20 protein-coding genes and 1 pseudogene are annotated in these 21,977 nt (G+C 60.0%); 7 read left to right on the top strand and 14 right to left on the bottom strand.

The window, feature by feature from the left end:
• Window positions 1-38 precede the first annotated feature (38 nt).
• Together iscR and trmJ are read right to left on the bottom strand one after the other, a co-directional pair.
• Complete coding sequence (gene iscR / locus CK910_RS19135; RefSeq protein ID WP_042865866.1) at window positions 39-542, bottom strand: Fe-S cluster assembly transcriptional regulator IscR; 504 nt, start codon at window positions 540-542, stop codon at window positions 39-41.
• Window positions 543-635: 93 nt separating this feature from the next.
• Window positions 636-1,358: a tRNA (cytosine(32)/uridine(32)-2'-O)-methyltransferase TrmJ gene (gene trmJ / locus CK910_RS19140; protein ID WP_098984359.1), complete on the bottom strand. Its 723-nt coding sequence runs from the start codon at window positions 1,356-1,358 to the stop codon at window positions 636-638.
• 180 nt (window positions 1,359-1,538) lie between these two features.
• Between trmJ and CK910_RS19145 the strand changes: the two genes are divergently transcribed.
• The gene (locus CK910_RS19145; protein ID WP_098984360.1) at window positions 1,539-1,955 is read left to right on the top strand and encodes a hypothetical protein; all 417 of its coding nucleotides are present in this window, start codon (window positions 1,539-1,541) and stop codon (window positions 1,953-1,955) included.
• Here CK910_RS19145 and ubiT read toward each other — a convergent pair.
• A complete protein-coding gene (ubiT, locus tag CK910_RS19150; RefSeq protein WP_043137002.1) occupies window positions 1,902-2,441 on the bottom strand; it encodes a ubiquinone anaerobic biosynthesis accessory factor UbiT in 540 nt (179 codons plus the stop codon). The two genes, CK910_RS19145 and ubiT, sit on opposite strands and share 54 nt — an antisense overlap.
• A gap of 190 nt (window positions 2,442-2,631) precedes the next feature.
• Here ubiT and ubiU point away from each other — a divergent pair, with 190 nt between their 5' ends.
• Both ubiU and CK910_RS19160 read left to right on the top strand, forming a co-directional pair.
• Window positions 2,632-3,627 (top strand): ubiquinone anaerobic biosynthesis protein UbiU, encoded by a 996-nt coding sequence (gene ubiU, locus CK910_RS19155; protein ID WP_098984361.1) that lies wholly within the window; start codon window positions 2,632-2,634, stop codon window positions 3,625-3,627.
• A gap of 14 nt (window positions 3,628-3,641) precedes the next feature.
• Complete coding sequence (locus tag CK910_RS19160; RefSeq protein ID WP_098984362.1) at window positions 3,642-4,514, top strand: U32 family peptidase; 873 nt, start codon at window positions 3,642-3,644, stop codon at window positions 4,512-4,514.
• Between the two features lie 167 nt (window positions 4,515-4,681).
• Here the strand turns inward: CK910_RS19160 and nlpI are convergent, their stop codons facing one another.
• The 7 genes from nlpI to queA form a co-directional block, all read right to left on the bottom strand.
• On the bottom strand, window positions 4,682-5,629 hold the full coding sequence (gene nlpI / locus CK910_RS19165; protein ID WP_280136097.1) for a lipoprotein NlpI: 948 nt from the start codon (window positions 5,627-5,629) through the stop codon (window positions 4,682-4,684).
• A gap of 90 nt (window positions 5,630-5,719) precedes the next feature.
• A complete protein-coding gene (locus tag CK910_RS19170) occupies window positions 5,720-6,088 on the bottom strand; it encodes a rhodanese-like domain-containing protein (RefSeq protein WP_098984363.1) in 369 nt (122 codons plus the stop codon).
• A gap of 99 nt (window positions 6,089-6,187) precedes the next feature.
• Window positions 6,188-7,135, bottom strand: a complete 948-nt coding sequence (gene secF / locus CK910_RS19175) for a protein translocase subunit SecF (protein WP_043136784.1) — start codon at window positions 7,133-7,135, stop codon at window positions 6,188-6,190.
• 9 nt (window positions 7,136-7,144) lie between these two features.
• Window positions 7,145-8,998: a protein translocase subunit SecD gene (gene secD / locus CK910_RS19180; RefSeq protein ID WP_043555278.1), complete on the bottom strand. Its 1,854-nt coding sequence runs from the start codon at window positions 8,996-8,998 to the stop codon at window positions 7,145-7,147.
• A gap of 18 nt (window positions 8,999-9,016) precedes the next feature.
• Window positions 9,017-9,352: a preprotein translocase subunit YajC gene (gene yajC / locus CK910_RS19185; RefSeq protein ID WP_098984364.1), complete on the bottom strand. Its 336-nt coding sequence runs from the start codon at window positions 9,350-9,352 to the stop codon at window positions 9,017-9,019.
• A gap of 50 nt (window positions 9,353-9,402) precedes the next feature.
• Complete coding sequence (gene tgt / locus CK910_RS19190) at window positions 9,403-10,539, bottom strand: tRNA guanosine(34) transglycosylase Tgt (RefSeq protein ID WP_042865859.1); 1,137 nt, start codon at window positions 10,537-10,539, stop codon at window positions 9,403-9,405.
• Between the two features lie 70 nt (window positions 10,540-10,609).
• Window positions 10,610-11,677, bottom strand: a complete 1,068-nt coding sequence (gene queA, locus CK910_RS19195; protein WP_098984365.1) for a tRNA preQ1(34) S-adenosylmethionine ribosyltransferase-isomerase QueA — start codon at window positions 11,675-11,677, stop codon at window positions 10,610-10,612.
• Between the two features lie 211 nt (window positions 11,678-11,888).
• Here queA and CK910_RS19200 point away from each other — a divergent pair, with 211 nt between their 5' ends.
• The 3 genes from CK910_RS19200 to ahpF all read left to right on the top strand — a co-directional run bounded on the left by CK910_RS19200 (window position 11,889) and on the right by ahpF (window position 15,247).
• Complete coding sequence (locus tag CK910_RS19200; RefSeq protein WP_098984366.1) at window positions 11,889-12,335, top strand: CBS domain-containing protein; 447 nt, start codon at window positions 11,889-11,891, stop codon at window positions 12,333-12,335.
• A 661-nt stretch (window positions 12,336-12,996) separates the two neighbouring features.
• Window positions 12,997-13,563, top strand: a complete 567-nt coding sequence (gene ahpC / locus CK910_RS19205; RefSeq protein WP_017411392.1) for an alkyl hydroperoxide reductase subunit C — start codon at window positions 12,997-12,999, stop codon at window positions 13,561-13,563.
• Between the two features lie 91 nt (window positions 13,564-13,654).
• Window positions 13,655-15,247, top strand: a complete 1,593-nt coding sequence (gene ahpF, locus CK910_RS19210; RefSeq protein WP_098984367.1) for an alkyl hydroperoxide reductase subunit F — start codon at window positions 13,655-13,657, stop codon at window positions 15,245-15,247.
• Window positions 15,248-15,330: 83 nt separating this feature from the next.
• On the opposite strand, the pseudogene CK910_RS19215 reads toward ahpF, so the two are convergent.
• Window positions 15,331-16,622: pseudogene (locus tag CK910_RS19215) on the bottom strand (MFS transporter).
• 130 nt (window positions 16,623-16,752) lie between these two features.
• Here CK910_RS19215 and CK910_RS19220 point away from each other — a divergent pair.
• Window positions 16,753-16,998, top strand: a complete 246-nt coding sequence (locus tag CK910_RS19220) for a hypothetical protein (RefSeq protein ID WP_098984368.1) — start codon at window positions 16,753-16,755, stop codon at window positions 16,996-16,998.
• 127 nt (window positions 16,999-17,125) lie between these two features.
• Here the strand turns inward: CK910_RS19220 and gcvP are convergent, their stop codons facing one another.
• From gcvP to gcvT, 3 genes are all read right to left on the bottom strand, one after another.
• Complete coding sequence (gene gcvP, locus CK910_RS19225; protein WP_098984369.1) at window positions 17,126-20,002, bottom strand: aminomethyl-transferring glycine dehydrogenase; 2,877 nt, start codon at window positions 20,000-20,002, stop codon at window positions 17,126-17,128.
• Window positions 20,003-20,286: 284 nt separating this feature from the next.
• Window positions 20,287-20,676, bottom strand: coding sequence for a glycine cleavage system protein GcvH (gcvH, locus tag CK910_RS19230; RefSeq protein WP_043136806.1), 390 nt, complete (start codon window positions 20,674-20,676; stop codon window positions 20,287-20,289).
• Between the two features lie 93 nt (window positions 20,677-20,769).
• Window positions 20,770-21,867 carry a glycine cleavage system aminomethyltransferase GcvT gene (gene gcvT, locus CK910_RS19235; RefSeq protein WP_098984370.1) on the bottom strand — a complete coding sequence of 366 codons (1,098 nt, stop codon included), beginning with the start codon at window positions 21,865-21,867 and terminating at the stop codon, window positions 20,770-20,772.
• Window positions 21,868-21,977: the final 110 nt, after the last annotated feature.

A 21,977-nucleotide genomic window follows, 5' to 3' on the forward strand; every position in this document is an offset into this window, starting at 1 on the left:
AGGGTCACACATCGACCGACTGTGGAAAGCACGTTTGTTTATAGTTGGACTTTCAAGCTCACATCGCCGCGTTCTGCCCGATCAACCAGGGACAACACGGTTTTCATTTGTTCGTCTTGCTTGCCGGCGATCCGGCGCACATCCGCCTGACCCACCAGCTCTGCCAGGGTGATATCCCCCAGGAAACTGGAAATGCGCTCGCTGAGATCACGCCACAGGGAGTGAGTGAGGCACTGGGTGCCGCCGTGGCAGCCGCCTTTGCCGAGGCACTTGGTGGCATCCACCGATTCGTCGACCGCGGTGATCACCTGACCGACCGAGATGGCGTCAGGGGCCAGACCGAGGCGATAACCGCCACCCGGGCCACGTACGCTGCTCACCAGACCATGCTTGCGCAGGCGGGCAAACAGTTGCTCCAGATAGGACAAGGAGATGCCCTGGCGTTCTGAAATATCAGCCAGGGGCACGGGCCCCTGCTCTGCATGCAACGCCACGTCGAGCATGGCAGTCACAGCGTAACGTCCTTTTGAGGTCAGTCTCATATGCCTTACCGTCTTGCGAACCAATCAATATGGGCATATGGTCACATACCCGACTAAAACAGTCAAGTATATGGTTGAGTAATACAGTCAGGTTTAATCCTGCGGTTTCGGCTTCTGTACCGAGGTCAAAATGCCGCGCAGAATGTTGAGTTCCACCGTTTCCGGACGGGCTCGATTGAACAGGCGACGCAGCTTGCTCATCACCTGCCCCGGATGATCATCGGCGATGAAACCCGTCTTGAGCAGGGTCTGCTCCAGGTGCTGATAGAAACCTTCCAGCTGATCGGCACTGGGATAATCCGCCTCGCTCTCCACCTCGGGAGCCTGATCCTGCAACCAGTGCATCCGCACTTCGTAGCAGAGGGTCTGCACCGCCATGGCCAGATTGAGGGAGCTGTATTCAGGGTTGGCCGCAATGGCCACATGATAGTGGCACTTCTGCAGCTCGTCGTTGGTGAGGCCGGTGCGTTCACGACCAAACACCAGAGCCACCGGATGCTTCACCCCCTCCACCACCGCCTTCTCCCCCGCTTCGCGAGGATCCAGCATGGGCCAGCTCAGGGTCCGGGAACGGGCGCTGGTGCCTATGACCAGACCACAATCAGCAATGGCTTCATCCAGCGTCGAGACAATACGGGCATTGGCCAGGACATCGCTGGCCCCTGCCGCCAGGGCCATGGCGTTGTCATCTGGCAGGGCCTGCGGATCAACCAACACCAGTTGAGTCAGTCCCATGGTCTTCATGGCGCGCGCCGCAGAGCCCATGTTGCCGGTGTGAGAAGTGTTTACCAACACGATACGAATCTGATCCAACATGCCCAGTCAATCTTCAGTCAAAAATGGCGCGCAATTGTAACATAGCCAATCGCTATTTTGGCACCGTAAAAGGCGCGCCATTTCACAACAAAACCATCATTGTGTAGAACAAAGCATCATGAGCGGAGGCTGACTGCAGGCTAAACTTGGAGGATGAGTGGATCTAGGAGCGGAGGCAACATGTGCCCACGCTGGCTTTATGAGAGGTTACCAGTCTGCTATCTGCTGATCGCGGTCGGCACGCTCACGCTTACCCAGACCCCCTTGCTCTGGCTGGCGGGCAGCCTGTTGTTTGTCGCAGGCGCCGTCATCTGGATGATGCGATCCAGCTATCGGCGCACCGATCTGGTCATCTTTCCGACCAAACGCTGGTTCCAGCCGGAGTGGCTGTACGAGGCGCAGCCCTTCGTCTGGCTGGCGCTGGGCCTGTTGCTCTCCCGCCTCCCCAACGCCACTGCCCTGCTGGCCTTGATCCCATGCGTCTGGGCCTGCCGCTGCCTGTGGGCTCGCAGCCACTACCGCCACCATGCCGGTGGCCTGGCATCACACCTGAGACGGGACCCCGCCCGTCGGCGCAGAGTGCGGCTCCTGCGCTGACGCGGTCCGTGCCCGTTCGATGAAGGTGGCAAGATCCATCAGCGGATAGCGCATCAGGCTCGGCAAGCCAGCCAGATCCAGGCTGTCCATCAGGTTCTTCACCTCCAGTCCCAGCTCGGTATCCCCTTCAATCTTCAGCTTGCGCTGAAAGAAGAGGGAATCGGGATCTTCCTTGCGACCGGCGATCAGTATGAGGTCGTTGGTGGTGCCGCTGAAGCAGACATCCGCCCGCTCACAATCGCGGGCCACCACCAGTTTTCCATCCTGTTCGCTGATGAACCAGCACAGCTCGAGATCCGATACCTCGACCTTGAGCCATTTGCCGGCCAGAAATTCGAAGTCACCATCCTGGATGGCTTCCTTGAACACCCGTGCCAGCAGGCGCTCCATCAGGTTCTGCTGCAGCGCAAACGGCACCAGCTTGAGGGGGCGGCGCAGAAAGCGGGGAGCCTGTTCGACCAGGCGACATTGCAGTTGTTGAAACACGATAAACTCCCAGTTTTTTGCGCATTCAAACACAGGGCCACGCTCTGGATCCTGTTGGAAATCAAACTTGTGCCGACTTACCTCAAGAAGGGTAAAGCCACACAAAGCTGCCTCAGGTCAAAAAGTGGGAAGGCATCGATGAATACAATCGGGCCACTTTTGCATTTTTTGCCCTCTCGGAGCGTACCCGATGGAATTACTCTGTCCGGCAGGCAGTTTGCCGGCACTGAAAACAGCCGTGGATAACGGGGCCGATGCGGTTTACATCGGTTTCAAGGATGACACCAATGCCCGCCACTTTGCCGGTCTCAACTTCACCGACAGCAAGCTGGAAAAAGCGGTGGACTACGTGCACCAGCATGGCCGCAAGCTGCACATCGCCATCAATACCTTCGCCCACCCGGGCTCGGATGCCAGATGGAAGCAGGCTGTGGACAGGGGTGTGGCGCTCGGTGCCGATGCCCTGATCATCGCCGATCTCGCCGTGCTCGATTACGCCAGCCGCCATCATCCGGACATGGAGCTGCACGTCTCGGTGCAGGCCAGCGCCACCAATGCCGCCGCCATCCGCTTCTATCAGCAGAATTTCAACGTCGGCCGGGTGGTGTTGCCACGGGTGCTCTCCATGCATCAGGTCAGACAGCTGGCCCGCGAGACCGATGTCGGCCTCGAGGTGTTCGCCTTTGGCAGCCTCTGCATCATGGCCGAGGGGCGCTGCTATCTCTCCTCCTACATGACAGGCGAGAGTCCCAATACCGTGGGTGCCTGCTCACCGGCCAAGTTTGTACGCTGGGAGGAGACGCCGGCTGGCCTCGAGTCCCGCCTCAACGAGGTGCTGATAGACCGCTACGGCCCGGGTGAAAACGCCGGTTACCCGACCCTGTGCAAGGGCCGCTTCGAGGTGGATGGCCAGACCTACCACGCCCTGGAGGAGCCGACCAGCCTCAACACGCTCGGCCTCTTGCCCGAGCTGTTCCAGACCGGGATCCAGTCGGTCAAGATCGAGGGGCGCCAGCGCAGTCCCGCCTACGTGGAGCAGGTCACCCGGGTCTGGCGCGCGGCCATCGATGCCTACCAGGCCAATCCCGAGGCTTACAGCGTCAAGGCCGAGTGGGATGCCCAGCTCGCCCGCGTCTCCGAGGGGAGCCAGACTACCCTGGGTGCCTATCATCGTCAGTGGCAATAAAGGAGCTCAACCACATGCAATTCTCTCTCGGGCCTCTGCTCTTCTACTGGCCCAAGGCCGACACCCAGGCCTTCTACGACGCCGCGGCACAGAGCCAGGCGGACATCATCTATCTGGGGGAAACCGTCTGCAGCAAGCGCCGCGAACTGAAAGTGGATGACTGGATTACCCTCGCCCGCCAGGTGGCCGGTTCGGGCAAGCAGGTGGTGCTCTCCACCCTGGCGCTGATCTCGGCCCCCTCGGAGCTCAAGGAGGTGAAGCGGCTGGTCGACAATGGCGATCTCATGGTCGAGGCCAACGATCTCGGCACGGTACAACTTGCCTGGGAGGCGGGGATCCCGTTTGTCTGCGGCCCGGCCATCAATGCCTACAACGCCGATGTGCTGCGCATGCTGCTCAAACAGGGGATGACACGCTGGGTGATGCCGGTGGAGCTGTCGCGCGACTGGCTGGTGCAGCTCAATCAGGATCTGGGCAGCGCGCGCCAGCAGTTCGAGGTGGAGGTGTTCGCCTACGGCCACCTGCCGCTCGCCTACTCGGCGCGCTGCTTCACCGCCCGCTCCCTCGACAAGCCCAAGGACAACTGCGAACTCGCCTGCATCCACTACCCCACGGGGCGCCTCGCCAGCAGCCGCGAGGGGCAGAAGGTGTTCAACCTCAACGGTATCCAGACCCAGTCCGGCTACTGCTACAATCTGGGCAACGAGCTCAAAACGATGGACGGTCTGGTGGACGTGGTGCGCCTCTCTCCCGAAGGGATGGAGACACTGGAGATACTGGCCAGCTTCAAGGCCAATGTGCAGGGTCAGGCTCCTCTCCCCCTGCAGCAGGAGCGAGACTGCAACGGTTACTGGCGTCAGATCCCCGGCATGAGCCTGGTGGAATAACGCCACTCCCATGCCAGAGCGCAGACAGGTCTGGGCGCGGTTGCCACGGCTACTGTTGCCAAATATCCCCGGCATAGGCCTGGTGGAATAACACCACACCCATGCCAGAGCGCAGACAGCAAAAAGGCCTCATTGTGAGGCCTTTTTTACATCGCGAGAGCCTGCAATCAGGAGGCCTGCTTGCTACTCTTGCCCTGTGCGCTCTGGGCACCCGGCGGCAAGGGTTTGCGCGCCATCAGCTCCAGCTCGAGCAGGGCATACCTGTGCTCGATGAAGTCGTACACGTTGTTGGCGAGTGCCAGCTTGAAGTAGCTGATGGCTTCCTTGCGGTTGCCCTTGGCCAGTTCAAACTTGCCGAGGTAGAAGTAGGTTTCACACAGGCGCTCGGCAAGCTCCCGGTTGTCCTTCACCCCTTTCACCACGTTGCCCATCAACTGGGTCGCATTGAGCTCGCCTGTGTAGAGGCGAACCAGATCCCAGTTCCAGGCGTCATCGTCATATTTGTTGAGACGCTCGCGCATCCGGCTCATGGCGGCCGGCGCGTTGAGCTTCTGCTCGGCCAGATAGAGCCAGATCACCCGATAGGGATCTTCCGGCTGCGCTTCATAGAAGCGTTTCATATCGGCTGCGGCCAGCTCGGGACGATTGCCGTAATAGAGCGCTATGCCACGGTTGAGATAGGCATAGTCATAATCGGGAGCCAGCTCGAGGGCGGAATCAAATGCCTCGTAGGCTTCGTCATAATTCTGCTGCTGCACCAGATAGACGCCGATGAAGTTGTAGGCCTCGGCAAAATCCGGTTTCTCCCGCAAGGCCCGGTTGAAATCCAGCCTCGCCAGGGAGCGCAAGCCAACCCGGTCAAACACCACTGCACGCTCATAAAACAGTTCAGCCCGTTGCTCGGTGGTCAATTCCATCTCACCGAGCATCTGCCCGAGTCGCGCCAACGCCAACTCGCTCTGGTAAGAGACCTGCAGGGGGGTCGCCAATACCAGTGAAGCGGGTTGCGGCTTGGGAACTTGAGGCGCTTCAACCTGACTGCTACTGCTGCAACCCCACATGGGGAGCAGCAACAGGATACCAAGGAGGTATCCAATCCCTTTCCTGACGTTCAATGAACACTCCGACGCTTACGCTTGACCCCGCATATGGTAAAGGTCAACCGACACTTTGTCATGTGGCTGATCCTCTCTCCCTCAAATAAATCAGGATTCGACAGGGTATCCGGCATCACACCAGCCCCGAAAGCCACCATCTACGCTGACAACCCGGCTATAACCCATCTTCTGCAGGTTATCCGCCACCAGGATGGAGCGAAATCCCCCACCACAATAGAGGTAGAGCTCGGAGGCCGGATCCGGATAGCGAGTCTCTATGTCACGCTCGATCACGCCACGGCCCAGGTATTCGGCCCCCGGCAGATGACCCCTTGCCCACTCGCTCTCTTCCCGCACGTCAATAAGATGAAAGGCGCGCCCCTCATCCTGCCAGCGTTTGACCTGATGCACGTCTGTCTCTTGCACCTGGGGACGAACGGCCTCTACCAGCGCCAGAAAACGGGGATTGTGTTGCATGGCTTGCTCCTTGCCTTGGATGATAGGAGATGGGTAACGGGGAGCATAATGACTCACCCGGGCCATAAGAGAAAGGGCGCCTCGCGGCGCCCTTGTCGTTTACGGCAGGATCTCTTGCTGATCCGCGCCCTCTTTTTCCACCTGGGTCGGCAGCATGTGCTCCCGCTTGACCCCGAAGAACATGGCTGAGGCACTCGCCACATAGATGGAGGAGTAGGTCCCGAAGGCCACCCCGATCACCATGGCGATGGCAAAACCGTGGATCAGCGGACCGCCCTTGAGCAGCAGCGCCACCACCACCACGAAAGTCAACCCCGAGGTGATGATGGTCCGGCTCAGGGTCTCGGTCATGGAAAGATCCATAATTTCGCTGGTATTTCCCTTGCGCACCTTGCGAAAGTTCTCCCGCAACCGGTCGAACACCACGATAGTGTCGTTCAGAGAGTAACCCACCAGCGTCATCAAGGCCGCCAGCACGGTCAAGTCAAACTCGTACTGGAAGTAGGCGAAGATGCCGAGGGTGATGATCACATCGTGCGCCAGGGAGAGAATGCCCCCCATGGCCAGACGCCATTCGAAGCGCACCGCCACGTAGATCAGGATACAGATGATGGAGGCCAGCATGGCCAGGGCACCGTCTGTCGCCAGCTCGTCACCCACCGAGGGGCCGACGAATTCGACGCGCTTGAGCACGGCGCTCTGATCGATCAACTTGGCTGCAGCCAGCACTTCGTTACCCTGCTGCTCCACCTTGACCCCCTCTTTCGGGGTCATGCGCACCAGCACGTCACGGCTGGAGCCGAAGAATTGCAGGGTCGCCCCTTCAATCTTCTGCTGATCCAGCGCCTCGTGCATCTTGTCCAGGCTCACCGATTGCTGGAATCCCACCTCTATGGTGGTACCACCGGTGAAGTCCAGACCCCAGTTCAGACCCCGATCGAACAGGCAGAACAGGGCGAGTATCGTCAGCAGGGCAGAGAACACCATTCCCGACTTGGCGAAGCGCATGAAGGGGATAGGCTTTTCAAAATGTAGAATCTGAAACATGTCTCTTCCTTAGATCGGCAGCTTGTCGATGCGCCGTCCACCCCAGGCCAGGTTGATGATGGCGCGGGATACAGTAATGGCCGTAAACATGGAGGCACTCAGACCAATGCCCAGCGTCAGGGCGAAGCCCTTGATGGCGCCGGTGCCGATACCGAACAGGATCACGCAGGTGATGAGCGAGGTGACGTTGGAGTCGGCTATGGTCGAGAAGGCGCGGTCGAAGCCCAGATGGATGGCTTGCTGCACCCCGCGACCGTTGCGGATCTCTTCACGAATACGCTCGTAGATCAGCACGTTGGCATCCACCGCCATCCCTAAGGTCAGGACGATACCGGCAATGCCCGGCAGTGTCATGGTGGCCCCGGGGATCATCGACATGATGCCGACGATCAGCACCAGGTTCATGGTAAGCGCCAGGTTGGCCACCCAGCCGAATGCACGGTAGTAGATCCCCATGAACAGCACGATCACCAGCATGGCCCAGCCGATAGCTTCCATACCGCTGTCGATGTTCTGCTGACCCAGGCTCGGGCCTATGGTGCGTTCTTCGACGATCTGGATCGGGGCTATCAGGGCACCGGCACGCAACAGCAGCGCCAGGTTGTGGGCTTCGTTCGCGTTGTCGATACCCGTGATGCGGAACTGGCTGCCAAGACGCGACTGGATGGTGGCGACGTTGATCACCTCCTCCTGCTTGCGGAACTTGCGCTTGCCATCCGGACCCGGCTGACCGACCGGCTTGTATTCGATGAACACTGTGGCCATGCCTTTACCGACGTTGTCCTTGGTAAAGTTGGCCATCTTGTTGCCACCCTGGCCATCGAGCTTGATGTTGACCTGGGGACGGCTGTATTCGTCGAAACCGGACTGGGCACCCACTATGTGGTCACCGGTCAGTATGATGCGCTTTTGCAGCACGACGGGACGGCCGTTGCGATCGTTGTAGACCTTGGAGCTCGGTGGCACCCGGCCATCGGCGGCGGCCTGGATATCGGCAGTCTCATCGACCATGTGGAATTCCAGGGTCGCGGTCGCGCCCAGGATCTCCTTGGCACGGGCCGTGTCCTGAATACCGGGCAGCTCCACCACGATGCGCTCGGCACCCTGCTGTTGTACCAGCGGCTCGGCCACACCCAGCTCGTTCACCCGGTTACGGATGATGGTGATGTTCTGCTCGAGGGCGTACTTCTTCACTTCCTTGATCTTGGCTTCGCTCAGACCCGCCAGCAGGATGAACTCATCCCCCTTCTGTTCTGTGGTGAAGGTCAGATCAGGGTTCTGACGACGCAGGTGAGAGACCGCCTTGGCCTGATCCGCTTCATCGCGGAACAGCACCTGTACCTGATCACCGGCCCGACGCACGCCGGAATAACGGATCTTCTGGGTACGCAGCTCGGCGCGGAAATCCTGCACCATCTGCTCTTGCTGCTTGGTCAGCGCCTCGGCCATGTCCACTTCCATCAGGAAGTGCACACCGCCGCGCAGGTCAAGACCCAGCTTGAGCGGGTTGGCACCGATGGCTTCGAGCCAGGCAGGCGTGGAGGGCGCCAGGTTGAGAGCGGTAATGAAGTTGTCGCCCAGCTTGTTGGCGACGACGTCGCGCGCCTTGAGCTGTTCTTCGGTGTTCTTGAAACGGATCAGAATGAAACCGTGTTCGAACGCAGCATGCTTGACCGGGATCTGAGCCGCATCCAGCGTCTCTTTCACCAGATCAAGCGTCTCTAGCTTGACTTCGGCACCCCGGCTGGCAGAGATCTGCAAGGCCGGGTCTTCGCCGTAAAGATTGGGGGCTGCATATAGAAAACCGATGGCGATCACGAAGACCACCATCAGGTATTTCCACAGCGGATAGCGATTTAACACGCTGTGCTCCTCGGGAGATTAAAGGGACTGAATAGAACCCTTGGGCAGAACGGCAGAGACGAAATCACGTTTGATGGTGACTTGAGTCTGATCATTCAGGGCCAGCACTATGTATTCGCTATCGGCGGACACCTTGGCAATCTTGCCGACCAGGCCACCGGAAGTGAGCACTTCATCACCCTTGGAGAGGGAGCTCATCAGATCACGATGAGTCTTGGCGCGCTTGGCCTGGGGACGATAGATCATGAAGTAGAAGATAAGGCCAAACACGGCCAGCATGATGATCATTTCCATACCACCACCCTGTGCACCCGGAACTGCGCCTTCTGCATACGCCTTGGAGATAATGCTCATTTAACAACCTCTTATTGATGTAGATTTGAGAACTGGCTTATATATCGTTGTTATTTCACGTCATTTTCAGCTAACGGAGGCACAGGCTTCCCTTGCCGACGGTAAAACTCAGCTACAAAGTCGTCTAATTTACCCTGCTCGATCGCGTCCCGCAAACCCTGCATCACACGCTGGTAATAACGCAGGTTGTGAATGGTGTTCAGACGGGCACCGAGGATCTCGTTGCACTTGTCCAGATGGTACAAATAGCTGCGGGTGTAGTTCTTGCAGGTGTAGCAATCGCAGTCCGCATCCAGGGTACTGGTGTCGCTGCGATACTTGGCGTTGCGGATCTTGACCACACCATCCGTGGTGAACAGATGGCCGTTGCGGGCATTGCGGGTCGGCATCACGCAGTCGAACATGTCAACCCCGCGGCGCACCCCTTCCACCAAGTCTTCCGGCTTGCCCACGCCCATCAGGTAACGCGGCTTGTCGGCCGGAATTTTCGGGCAGACGTGCTCGAGGATCCTGTGCATGTCTTCCTTGGGCTCACCCACCGCCAGACCGCCGACCGCATAACCGTCGAAGCCGATCTCCAGCAGACCGTTGAGGGACACGTCCCGCAGCTCTTCATACACGGAGCCCTGAATGATACCGAACAGGGCATTCTTGTTGCCCAGGGCATCAAACTTGTCGCGCGAGCGCTTGCCCCAGCGCAGGGACATCTCCATGGACTTGCGCGCCTCTTCGTACGTGGCCGGGTACGGGGTGCACTCATCGAAGATCATCACTATATCGGAGCCCAGATCGTACTGTATCTCCATGGATTTCTCGGGGTCGAGGAAGATCTTCTCGCCGTTGATGGGGTGACGGAAGTGCACGCCCGCCTCGGTGATCTTGCGAATGTGCCCCAGGCTGAACACCTGGAAACCACCCGAGTCGGTCAGGATCGGGCCCTGCCAGTTCATGAAGTCATGCAGATCGCCATGGGCGCGCATTACTTCCTGCCCCGGCCGCAGCCAGAGGTGGAAGGTGTTGCCAAGCAGGATCTGGGCACCTGTCTCGCGCACTTCTTCCGGGGTCATCCCCTTGACGGTGCCATAGGTACCGACCGGCATGAAGGCTGGGGTCTGCACTGTGCCGCGCTCGAATACCAACTGGCCGCGACGGGCACGGCCGTCGGTGGTTTTCAGTTCAAATTTCATTGCTACCTCGTTGCGTCAGAGAAACAGTCTGACAATAGAGAGCCCGAAGGCCCGGTATAAAGGGCGAGGCTTATGCCACCGCCCGGCGACGGGTGACGAACATGGCGTCCCCGTAGCTGAAGAAACGGTAATTTTCGGTCACGGCCGCCTGATAGGCCGCCATCACGTGATCGTAACCGGCGAAGGCGCTGACCAGCATGATCAGGGTCGACTCCGGCAGATGGAAGTTGGTCACCATGGCATCGACCACCTGGAACTGGTAGCCGGGGAAGATGAAGATGTCGGTGTCGCTGAAAAACGGCGCCAGCGGCTTGCCCTGAGCCAGGCTCACCTTGGCGGCGCTCTCGAGCGAGCGTACCGAGGTGGTCCCCACCGCAATCACCCGGCCACCGCGGGCGCGCGTTGCGGCTATGGCATCCACCACCTCCTGCGGCACTTCAGCATATTCCGAGTGCATGTGGTGATCTTCAATCTTGTCCACCCGCACCGGCTGGAAGGTCCCCGCCCCTACATGCAGGGTGACGAAGGCCAGCTCCACACCCTTGGCCTTGATCCGCTCGAGCAGCGGCTCATCGAAGTGCAGGCCGGCGGTCGGCGCCGCCACGGCGCCCGGCTTCTGGTTGTAAACGGTCTGGTAACGCTCCTTGTCGGCATCCTCGTCGGGGCGGTCGATATAGGGGGGCAACGGCATGTGGCCTATGGCCTCCAGGATCTCCAGCACGGGGCGGGGGTCCTGGAAATGGATCTCGAACAGGGCATCGTGGCGGGCCCGCATCTCGGCTTCGACTTTCTCACCGTCGGGCCCACCATCCAGAATAAGACGGGTGCCGGGCTTGGGCGATTTGGAAGAGCGCACGTGAGCCAGCACGCTCTGTTCATCCAGGATGCGCTCCACCAGCACCTCCAGCTTGCCGCCGCTGGCCTTCTGGCCAAACATGCGCGCCGGAATGACACGGGTGTTGTTGAATACCAGCAGATCGCCGGGGTTGAGCTGGTCCAGCACGTCCACAAATTGACCATGGCGCAGGGCGCCGCTTTGACCATCGAGCTGCAACAGGCGGCTGGCGGTACGCTCTGCCATCGGATAGCGGGCAATCAGCTCGTCTGGCAGATCAAAATGAAAATCGGATACTTGCATCTTTCACCTCGGGGGAATCGGCGGCTAGTCTAGTTATCCCCCTCTTCCAAGGCAACCCAAAAGACCAAAAACCCAAGAGAGACAAGGGATAGCGAGCAATTATGTGAAGCAGGGCCAGTTAAAAAACCTTTAAGGTTTTGTATTGACCCTGATCATGTTTTGCCTGTGGGGGCTGGGCTAGGGTGAAAGCAGATACACAAGGAGGCCCACCATGATGACCTTATCCGAGATCATGACAGAACATCCCTTCACTCTGGGTCCGGAAAACAGCGTCAAACAGGCGATGGATCTGATGCAGCAGGAGCGGATCCGCCACATCCCCATCGTCGACGAGCACCATCACCTGCTGGGTCTGGTCACCCTCACCGACATCCTGGCCACCCGCGAGTCCAAGCTGCTGCTCATCAACCCGGAGCGGGAAGCGGAATTCACCGACAGCGTCCAGCTCGACGAGATCATGACCCGCCAGGTGGCGAGCGTGGATCCCCACGCCGGCATCAAGGAGGCGGCGCTCTACCTGCAGCGCCACAAATATGGCTGCCTGCCGGTGCTCAAGGGGCGCAAACTGGTGGGCATAGTCACGGAGTCGGATTTCATTGCGGTTGCCATCAACCTGCTCGAACTGATGGAAGAACAGGAACCGCCCGGCGATTTCTGATCTTTAAAACCTGTAATAAAATTACAATAAAAGCGTTTTCAGCACATGAAATCGGCAATAAAGCTGAAAGACTTTCATTTTGATTGAAAATTTACACCACAACCTTGCTTTGTGATCTGCATCACACTATTATCTCCCCCATGCAATAGTTGCCGAGGGGGAGACGAGGGATTGTGCACCCAGCCTCTTCCTCTCATATGTCTGCAAGTTTGCACACCCCGTAGTTAGTCTTTGCTGTAAAGCTTTTGTTTATATAGCCATTCCTTGTTTGATGACCCGGCCTTGTCCTTACGACAGCGCCGGGATTTTTTTTATCTGCACCCTCCTGCCCTGCCCCGGGCCCCCCTCTTTTTGCGTGTTTCGCCCAGTACGTCACTGCCACGCCCCGTCCCCCCGAGAAAGCTGCCCATTCGCCCCTTGAAAAACCCAAGAACCGCACAGATGTTGAATCTCGACAAGGGGTTACCTCTGCATGTCAGAAATATTCATGTTAGGTACAGCAGCGGTAGGTTATCTAATAGATAGATTGAAGTGATTCAAAATTGCGGCTTTAACCGATTAGGAGAAGCCCCTATGATGAATCCATCGAACGTTAAACGCCTGGTCCGGACAGACTCTTCAATACCAGACAGGCATATGTACATCACCAAGGAGCTAATACATGTCTACCTACATCAACACTGAAATCAAGCCGTTCAACGCCACCGCCTACCACAATGGCAAATTCGTTCAGGTGTCTGACGCTGACCTGAAAGGCAAGTGGTCCGTGGTGTTCTTCTACCCGGCTGACTTCACCTTCGTTTGCCCGACCGAGCTGGGTGACCTGGCTGACAACTACGCCGAATTCAAGAAGCTGGGCGTCGAGATCTACTCCGTCTCCACCGACACCCACTTCACCCACAAGGCATGGCACGACACCTCCGACACCATCCAGAAGATCCAGTATCCGATGATTGGTGACCCGACTGGCGCCATCACCCGCAACTTCGGCGTCATGATCGAAGAAGCCGGTCTGGCTGACCGCGGCACCTTCGTCATCGACCCGCAGGGCATCATCCAGATCGTTGAAATCAACGCTGGCGGCATCGGCCGTGACGCCCTGGAACTGCTGCGCAAAGTCAAAGCGGCCCAGTACGTTGCTTCCCACCCGGGTGAAGTCTGCCCGGCCAAGTGGAAAGAAGGCGATGCCACCCTGGCCCCGTCCCTGGATCTGGTAGGCAAAATCTAAGCCTCCGCTTCCAAGACCGGCCCATTCAAGGGCCGGTCTGCTTTCTGGCCTGACAAAACGCCGACCCGCAATCAAAAGAAGGAATTCGAAGATGTTGGATACCAACCTCAAACAACAGCTGAACACCTATCTGCAGTACATCGTCAATCCCATCGAGATCAGCGTGTCCGGCAATGACAGTGACAAATCCGCAGAGCTGCTGGCATTGGCCACAGAGATCAGCGAGATGTCCCCCAAGATTACCCAGACCTCTGGCACTGCCGCTCGCAAGCCTTCCATGAGCATCGCGCCAAAGGGCCAGGCCCCGCGCGTTCATTTTGCCGGCATCCCCATGGGTCATGAATTTACCTCTCTGGTGCTCGCCTTGCTGCAAAGCGGCGGCCACCCTTCCAAGACAGATCCGGCCGTGCTGGAGCAGATCAAGCAGCTGAAGGGCGAATTTCACTTCGAGACCTATATCTCCCTCTCCTGCCACAACTGCCCGGACGTGGTACAGGCGCTGAACCTGATGGCGACCCTGAATCCCGGTATCACCCACACCATGATCGACGGTGCCCTGTTCCAGGACGAAGTGAACGAGCGCCAGATCATGGCGGTGCCGAACGTCTACATGAACGGTCAGCCGTTCAGCCAGGGCCGTATCTCGCTGGAAGAGATCATTGCCAAGCTCGACACAGGCGCCGCAGAACGCAAGGCTGAAGAGCTCAATGAAAAAGCGCCTTACGATGTGCTGGTAGTGGGTGGTGGCCCGGCTGGTGCCGCAGCAGCCATCTATGCCGCCCGTAAAGGCATTCGTACCGCCATCGTCGCAGAGCGTTTTGGTGGTCAGGTGATGGACACGGTCGGCATCGAGAACTTCATCTCCGTGCCCTACACCGAAGGTCCCAAGCTGGCTGCAAGCTTGGAGCAGCACGTCAAGCAGTACGGTGTGGAAGTGATCACCGAGCAGCGTGCCGCAGCAATCAGCAAGGACGGCTATGTGAATGTGGCGCTGGCCTCTGGTGCCACGCTGAAGAGCCGCGCCGTGATCCTGGCGACCGGTGCCCGCTGGCGTGACCTGAACGTGCCTGGCGAACTCGAATACCGCACCAAGGGCGTAGCCTACTGCCCCCACTGCGACGGTCCCTTCTTCAAGGGCAAGCGGGTGGCAGTGATCGGTGGCGGTAACTCCGGTATCGAAGCAGCCATCGATCTCGCCGGCATCGTCGAGCACGTCACAGTGGTGGAATTTGCCGATACCCTGCGCGCCGACGAGGTGCTGCAGAAGAAAGCCCGCTCCATGGGCAACATCGACATCATCATGAGCGCCCGCACCACGGAAGTGATCGGTGACGGCAGCAAGGTGGTGGGTATGGATTACGAGGACCGCACCACGGGTGAGATCAAGCACCTGGCGGTCGCCGGTATCTTCGTCCAGATCGGTCTGGTGCCGAACACCGAGTTCCTCAAGGGGAGCGAGGTGGCACTGACCCGCTTCGGCGAGATCGAGATCGACACCAAGGGCGCCACTTCCCTGCCCGGGGTCTATGCTGCCGGTGACGCCACTACGGTGCCGTTCAAGCAGATCATCATCTCCATGGGCGCAGGGGCGACCGCAGCGCTGGGGGCATTTGATTACCTCATCCGCAATGCGGCGCCGGACGCCACCGAGACATCCGCCAAGGCCGATGCCGTGACCGCCTGATAGTCCCGTTGCAAATAGTCCCGTTGCCAATAAAAAGCCGACTCCCTGGAGTCGGCTTTTTTATCCGCGTGATTCAGTGACCGCTAGCTGGCCTTCATATCCTGCGGCCCGGACGACTCAGGCGTGGCATAGCTGGCAGGGACAGCCTCCCCCGCCAGATCCGTTCTCGGCTCCAGTTCGGCAGTCATGGGGGTATTGGGCGGTACCGGCATGAACACCTGATGCTCGGCCAGCGGAATGGGGGCCCGCTGCCGCTTGCGCCAGCCCAGATAAGCCGTCAGTAGGGCGCCGCACAGGGCAAAGTAGACAAACAGCCCCTGTGGCCCGAACTGCATCATGACAAAGGCGCCAGCAATGGCCCTATCATGGCGCCCAAACTGTAGGCGAGCAGCAATCCCTGATTGGCCCCCAGCACCTGATCCGGGCGCAGCTCATCGCAGGCATGGCTCAGACTCAGGGGATAAATGGAGAACGCCATCCCCCCCAGCAAGAACACCAGGACGCCGGCGATCGGCTCGCGCCAATCCTCGGGCAACAACACCATCAGCAAAGCGAGCAGGGTCAGCACGGCACTGAGCAGCAGGATCACCAGCCGCCGGTCATAGCGATCAGAGACCCGGCCAATGGGATACTGCAGGCACATGCCCCCCAGGATCACCAGCGCCATCATGTCCGCCACCCGCGAAAGCGAAGCACCGCTATCGGTAAAATAAAGCGGCAACAGACCGTAGATGGCACCGAGGATAAGACCTGAGGTGAAGCTGCTGCCCATGCCCGCCGGGGTAAGCCGCACCAGCTCGATCACCCCGACAGGTTGGGGCGCCACCATGGCCGGTGTCGCCACCCGGGAGAGCGCAAGCGGCACCACCGACAAGGTGGCCGCCATGGCACACAGGGCAAACGGGGTCAGCACCATGGGATCCACCCACTTGAGCACCAATTGGCCCATGGCCAGTGATCCGTAGAGCAGGATCATGTAGAGCGACATCAGCCGCCCCCGATTGGCCGGGGAACTAGAGACCAGCATCCAGGACTCCAGCACCACGAACAGACCGCCGGTGGCAAAGCCTCCCACCAGCCGCAGCGCCGCCCAGCTGACGGGTTCCACCACCATGCCGTGCAGCAGGAACAGAAAACAGAGCAGGGAGGCGTAGGCCGCATAGGCCCGGATATGGCCGACCCGTATGATGAGGCGCGCGTTGACGAAGGCCCCTAGCACCAGACCGCCAAAATAGGCGGCCGACACCAGGCCTATGGCTTGCACCGACACCTGCTCTGCCGAGAGGCGCACCGTCAGCAGGGTATTGAACATGCCGTGGCCCAGGATAAAAATTACCAGACTGGCCAAGGGTGACAGCAACCTTGTGAGTGACATTGAGTCTCCCTGTGTGGCTCATTAATGAGCTAAACAGTCATGGTACCGCTTGCTTCCTGCCCACATCAACCCAACCGGCCCTGCAAGGGGCGCGCTATCCTTGATGAGCCCCCTCCTTGAGATAACAAACATGAAAACCAAACTGCTGATGATCGGCCTGCTCTTTGCTGGCAACGCCCTCGCCTTTCACTGCCCCGCAGACATGAAGAAGATAGATGATGCCCTCGCCGCAGGCCCGGCCCTCAGTGCAGAGCAACTGGCCGAGGTGAAAAGGCTGCGGGCCGAAGGGGAAACTCTGCACAAGGCGGGCAAGCATCAGGAATCCGTCGATGCCCTGGCCAAAGCCCTGGCCCTGCTTGCACCGGCCAAGTCCTGACGCAGCCCGAGGCTGCGAAGACTCCGGCGTGATGTCATGTCAGACATTCGCCACAAACAACAAGGCCACCCGCTGGGGTGGCCTTGGTTTTATCGGGTAGCTAACCCTCATTCACTCTGCACCGCGATTACTTGGCGTAATCCTCGGTCGGGATGCAGGCGCAGAACAGGTTGCGATCGCCGTATACATCGTCGATGCGATTCACTGACGGCCAGAGCTTGGCTGCACGGACTGCATCGGACGGGAACACCGCCTCGGCGCGGCTGTAGCCACGATTCCACTCAGCGTCCATCACGTCATCCTGGGTATGGGGCGCGTTGACCAGCGGGTTGTCGGCCAGGCTCCAGTGACCGTCCTGCACCTTGGCAATCTCGGCACGGATGGCTGTCATTGCCTCGACGAAGCGATCCAGCTCGCGCTTGGATTCGGATTCCGTCGGCTCGACCATCAGGGTGCCCGCCACCGGGAAGCTCATGGTCGGCGCATGGAAGCCGTAGTCCATCAGCCGCTTGGCCACGTCCATCTCGCTGATGCCGGACGCCTCTTTCAGCGGGCGGATATCCAGGATGCACTCGTGAGCCACCCGGCCGTTGCGTCCGGAATAGAGCACGGGGAAGGATTCACCCAGCTTCTTGGCCAGATAGTTGGCATTGAGGATGGCCACCTGAGTGGATTTCTTCAGCCCTTCGTCGCCCAGCATGGCGATGTACATCCAGCTGATGGGCAATATGCTGGCCGAACCGAACGGTGCCGCCGACACGGCGCCGTTGTTGCGGCTCTCCTTGTCGGTCTTGACCACGGCATGACCGGCCACGAAGGGGGCCAGGTGTTTCTTCACTCCTATGGGGCCCATGCCCGGACCGCCACCGCCGTGAGGGATGGCGAAGGTCTTGTGCAGGTTGAGGTGGGAGACGTCCGCCCCGATAAAGCCCGGCGCCGTGAGGCCCACCTGGGCGTTCATGTTGGCGCCGTCGAGGTAGACCTGACCACCGTGCTGGTGAACGATGTCGCACACCTCCTTGATGGTCTCCTCGTACACCCCGTGGGTGGAGGGATAGGTCACCATCAGACAGCTAAGCTTCTCCCCCGCCTCGGCGGCCTTGGCGCGCAGGTCGTCGAGATCCACGTTGCCGGACTTGTCACAGGCGGTGACGATGACCCGCAGCCCCGCCATCTGGGCGGAGGCCGGGTTGGTGCCGTGAGCGGAAGCCGGAATGAGGCAGATGTCGCGATGACCGTCGCCACGGGACTCATGGTACTTCTTGATGGCCAACAGGCCAGCGTACTCGCCCTGGGCGCCAGAGTTCGGCTGCATGCAGACCGCATCGTAACCTGTCACCTTCACCAGCCAGTCTTCGAGGTCGGCCAGCAGCAGCTGGTAGCCCTTGGCCTGGGCCAGCGGGGCGAAGGGGTGCAGCTTGCCAAACTCGGGCCAGGTCACCGGGATCATCTCGGCGGTGGCGTTGAGTTTCATGGTGCAGGAGCCTAGCGAGATCATGGCGTAGTTGAGCGCCAGATCTTTCGCTTCGAGACGGTGGATGTAGCGCAGCATCTCGGTTTCGGAGTGGTACTTGTTGAACACCTCGTGGGTCAGCACGGCGTCGGTGCGCAGCAGATCCTGCGGTATGCCGTGATGGATCTGGGCCGCCTTGTCGAGCGCCTCCACATCCAGGCCGTGGCCCTTGCCGAGGAAGAGATCAAACAGCTCGGCCACATCGGCGCGGGTGGTGGTCTCGGAAAGCGACACACCCACGGCACCATCGAGATCGGCGCGCAGGTTGATGCCGAGCCCTTCTGCTTTGGCGATCAGTGCCGCCTTGTCGCCCGTCAGCACGGTAAGCGTATCGAACCAGCTGGCGTGTTTGAGGGCCACGCCCTTGGTTTTAAGCCCCAGCGCCAGGATGCTGGTGAGACGGTGCACCCGGGAGGCGATGGTTTTCAACCCCACGGGGCCGTGGTAGACGGCGTAGAAGCTCGCCATGTTGGCCAGCAGCACCTGGGCAGTACAGATATTGGAGTTCGCTTTCTCGCGGCGGATATGTTGCTCGCGGGTCTGCATCGCCATGCGCAGGGCACTCTTGCCACGGGCGTCCTTGGAAACGCCTATGATGCGGCCCGGCATGGAACGCTTGTAGGCATCGCGAGTGGCGAAGAAGGCGGCGTGAGGGCCACCGTAACCCATGGGCACACCGAAGCGCTGGGCGGAGCCGAACACCACGTCGGCGCCCAGTTCACCCGGGGATTTGAGCAGCAACAGGGAGAGCAGGTCGGCGCTGACGCAGGCCAGCCCCTTCTGGGCTTGCACGGCGGCGACCAGCGCCCGTACATCCTTCACTTCCCCCGTGGTGGTGGGGTACTGGAACAGGGCACCGAACACCTCTTCGCTCACCGCCTCGCTGGCAGGGCCGACGGCCACGTCGAAGCCAAAGTGCACGGCGCGCTCCTTGACCACGTCGATCACTTGGGGATGCACGTCATCGGCCACGAAGAAGAGATGAGACTTGGACTTGGCCATGCGCTTGGCCAGCGCCATGGCTTCGGCAGCGGCGGTGGCTTCATCCAGCAGGGAGGCACTGGCCAGATCCATGCCGGTCAAGTCCAGCGTGAGCTGCTGGAAGTTGAGCAGGGCTTCGAGACGGCCCTGAGCCAGCTCGGGCTGATACGGGGTATAGGCGGTATACCAGCCAGGGTTCTCCAGCACGTTGCGCAGGATGACATGGGGCACATGGGTGTCGTGATAGCCCATGCCGATGTAGCTCTTGGCGATCTTGTTCTGGGCGGCGTAGCCCTTGAGCTTGGCCAGTGCCTCCACTTCGGTCATGGAGGCGCCGATACCGAGCGGGCCCGGCCGGCGAATGGCGGCGGGGACCGTCTGCTCAATCAGATCGTCCAGGCTCTCTGCGCCCACGACGGCCAGCAGAGCGCGCACTTCTTCCTCACCCGGGCCTATGTGGCGACGGATGAAATCGGTTTTTTGCTCGAGTTCAAACAGTGACTGGGTCATTTCCCTATTCCTGGTATTAAGTCCTGATAACCAAGACCTGATGTTCCTGATAGCCGGCTGATACCGACTCCACTCATGTTCTGGGTCCCGCAGACAGGGTGCGGCACCGGATGCTGCGGCAGCATCGACAGGGGATCGCCTTGTTGCGTACCGGCCCGCTTGCCTCCTGGCAAGGCCAGGCTGACAAACGGCGGGCGCGGCGACTTCACCCTTCCACCGGCCGGCGTGTGTCCGGCTGGCGGTCATACAAAGGGGCCCTGCTGTGTTGGCAGGGCCCGGGGGCATTACTCTTCGTCCACCAGGTTCTGGTAGCCTTCGGCATCCAGCAGGTTGGCGAGCTCGCCCGCGTCATCCAGCTTGATGCGGAACAGCCAGCCGGCGCCGTAGGGGTCTGAGTTGACCAGTTCCGGGCTGCCTTCCAGCTCTTCGTTGATGGCGATGATTTCGCCGCTCACCGGGCTGTAGATGTCGGAGGCGGCCTTGACCGACTCGGCCACGGCGCAGTCATCACCGGCGCCAATTTGCTTGCCCACTTCCGGCAGGTCGATAAACACCATGTCTCCCAGCAGATCCTGGGCGTGCTCGGTGATACCGACCACGGCCTCGCCGTTGGCTTCAACACGGATCCACTCGTGGGAGGTGGCATATTTCAGTTCGCTCGGGATATGGCTCATTTGTGCTTCCTTCTTATTCACTTGGATCACTTGTACCTGGACCGCGTACAAGGGGTACTGGCGAAGGGCAGCCCCTTCGCCGCAATGGGGTTGTTACACCAGCTTCTGGCCGTTGCGCACGAAAGCGGGCTTGGTGACTTTGACGGTGACCAGCTTCTTGCGGATCTCCACCTCGGCCTGTTCGCCGATGTCGCGGGGCACCCGCGCCAGGGCAATACTGTAGCCCAGGGTCGGCGAGAAAGAACCCGAGGTGATCACACCTTCCCGCTTCTCGCCGCTGGCGGTGGTGAAGGTGACCGGCATGCCGGCACGCAGCACCCCCTTCTCTTCCATCACCAGACCGACCTGCTTGGGCTGAGTGCCCGCCGCCTTCTGTGCTTCCAGCGCGGCGCGACCGATGAATTGGCGGGAGGCCGGCTCGAAGGCCAGGGTCCAGGCCATGTTGGCGGCGAGCGGACTGATGCTCTCGTCCATGTCCTGGCTGTAGAGGTTCATGCCGGCTTCGAGGCGCAGGGTATCCCGTGCGCCCAGCCCGCAAGGGGCCACACCGTTGTCCAGCAGCGCCTGCCACAGGTCGCACGCCTTCTCTTGTGGCACCACGATTTCATAACCGTCTTCGCCTGTGTAGCCGGTAGTGGCGATGAAGAGATCCCCTGCCTGCACGCCGAAGAAGGGCTTCATCCCCTCCACTGCCGCATTTTGCTCAGGGGTGAACACCTTGGCCGCCTTGGCCTTGGCGTTGGGGCCCTGCACCGCGATCATGGCGAGCTCGGGACGTTCGGTCACGCTCACGGCAAAATCGATGGCGTGGTGGCGGATCCAGGCCAGATCCTTCTCGCGGGTGGCGGAGTTCACCACCAGGCGGTAAAACGTATCGGTCAGGTAATAGGTGATGAGGTCGTCGATGACGCCGCCTTCCGGATTGAGCATGCCGCTGTAGAGGGCCTTACCCGGGACTGTGAGTTTGGCCACGTCGTTGGCCAGCAGGTGTTGCAGGAAGGCTTTGACCCGTTCGCCGGTCAAGTCGACTATGGTCATGTGGGAGACGTCGAACATGCCGGCATCGGTGCGCACCGCGTGGTGCTCTTCCAGCTGGGAGCCGTAGTTGATGGGCATTTCCCAACCGTGGAAGTCCACCATTTTGGCGCCGGCTTCCAGGTGCTTGGGATGCAGTACTGTAGTCTGGATCATCGCTGTGTTTCCTTAAGCGTTCGCGACAACACTCGCAATCCGCCCTCCCCTGACAGCCAACAGGACATGCAATCGCCTGTGCAACAGAAAGAGAAGAGACGGCTGGAGTC

Source organism: Aeromonas sp. CA23 (assembly GCF_002587065.1).
GTDB classification, from domain to species: domain Bacteria; phylum Pseudomonadota; class Gammaproteobacteria; order Enterobacterales; family Aeromonadaceae; genus Aeromonas; species Aeromonas bestiarum.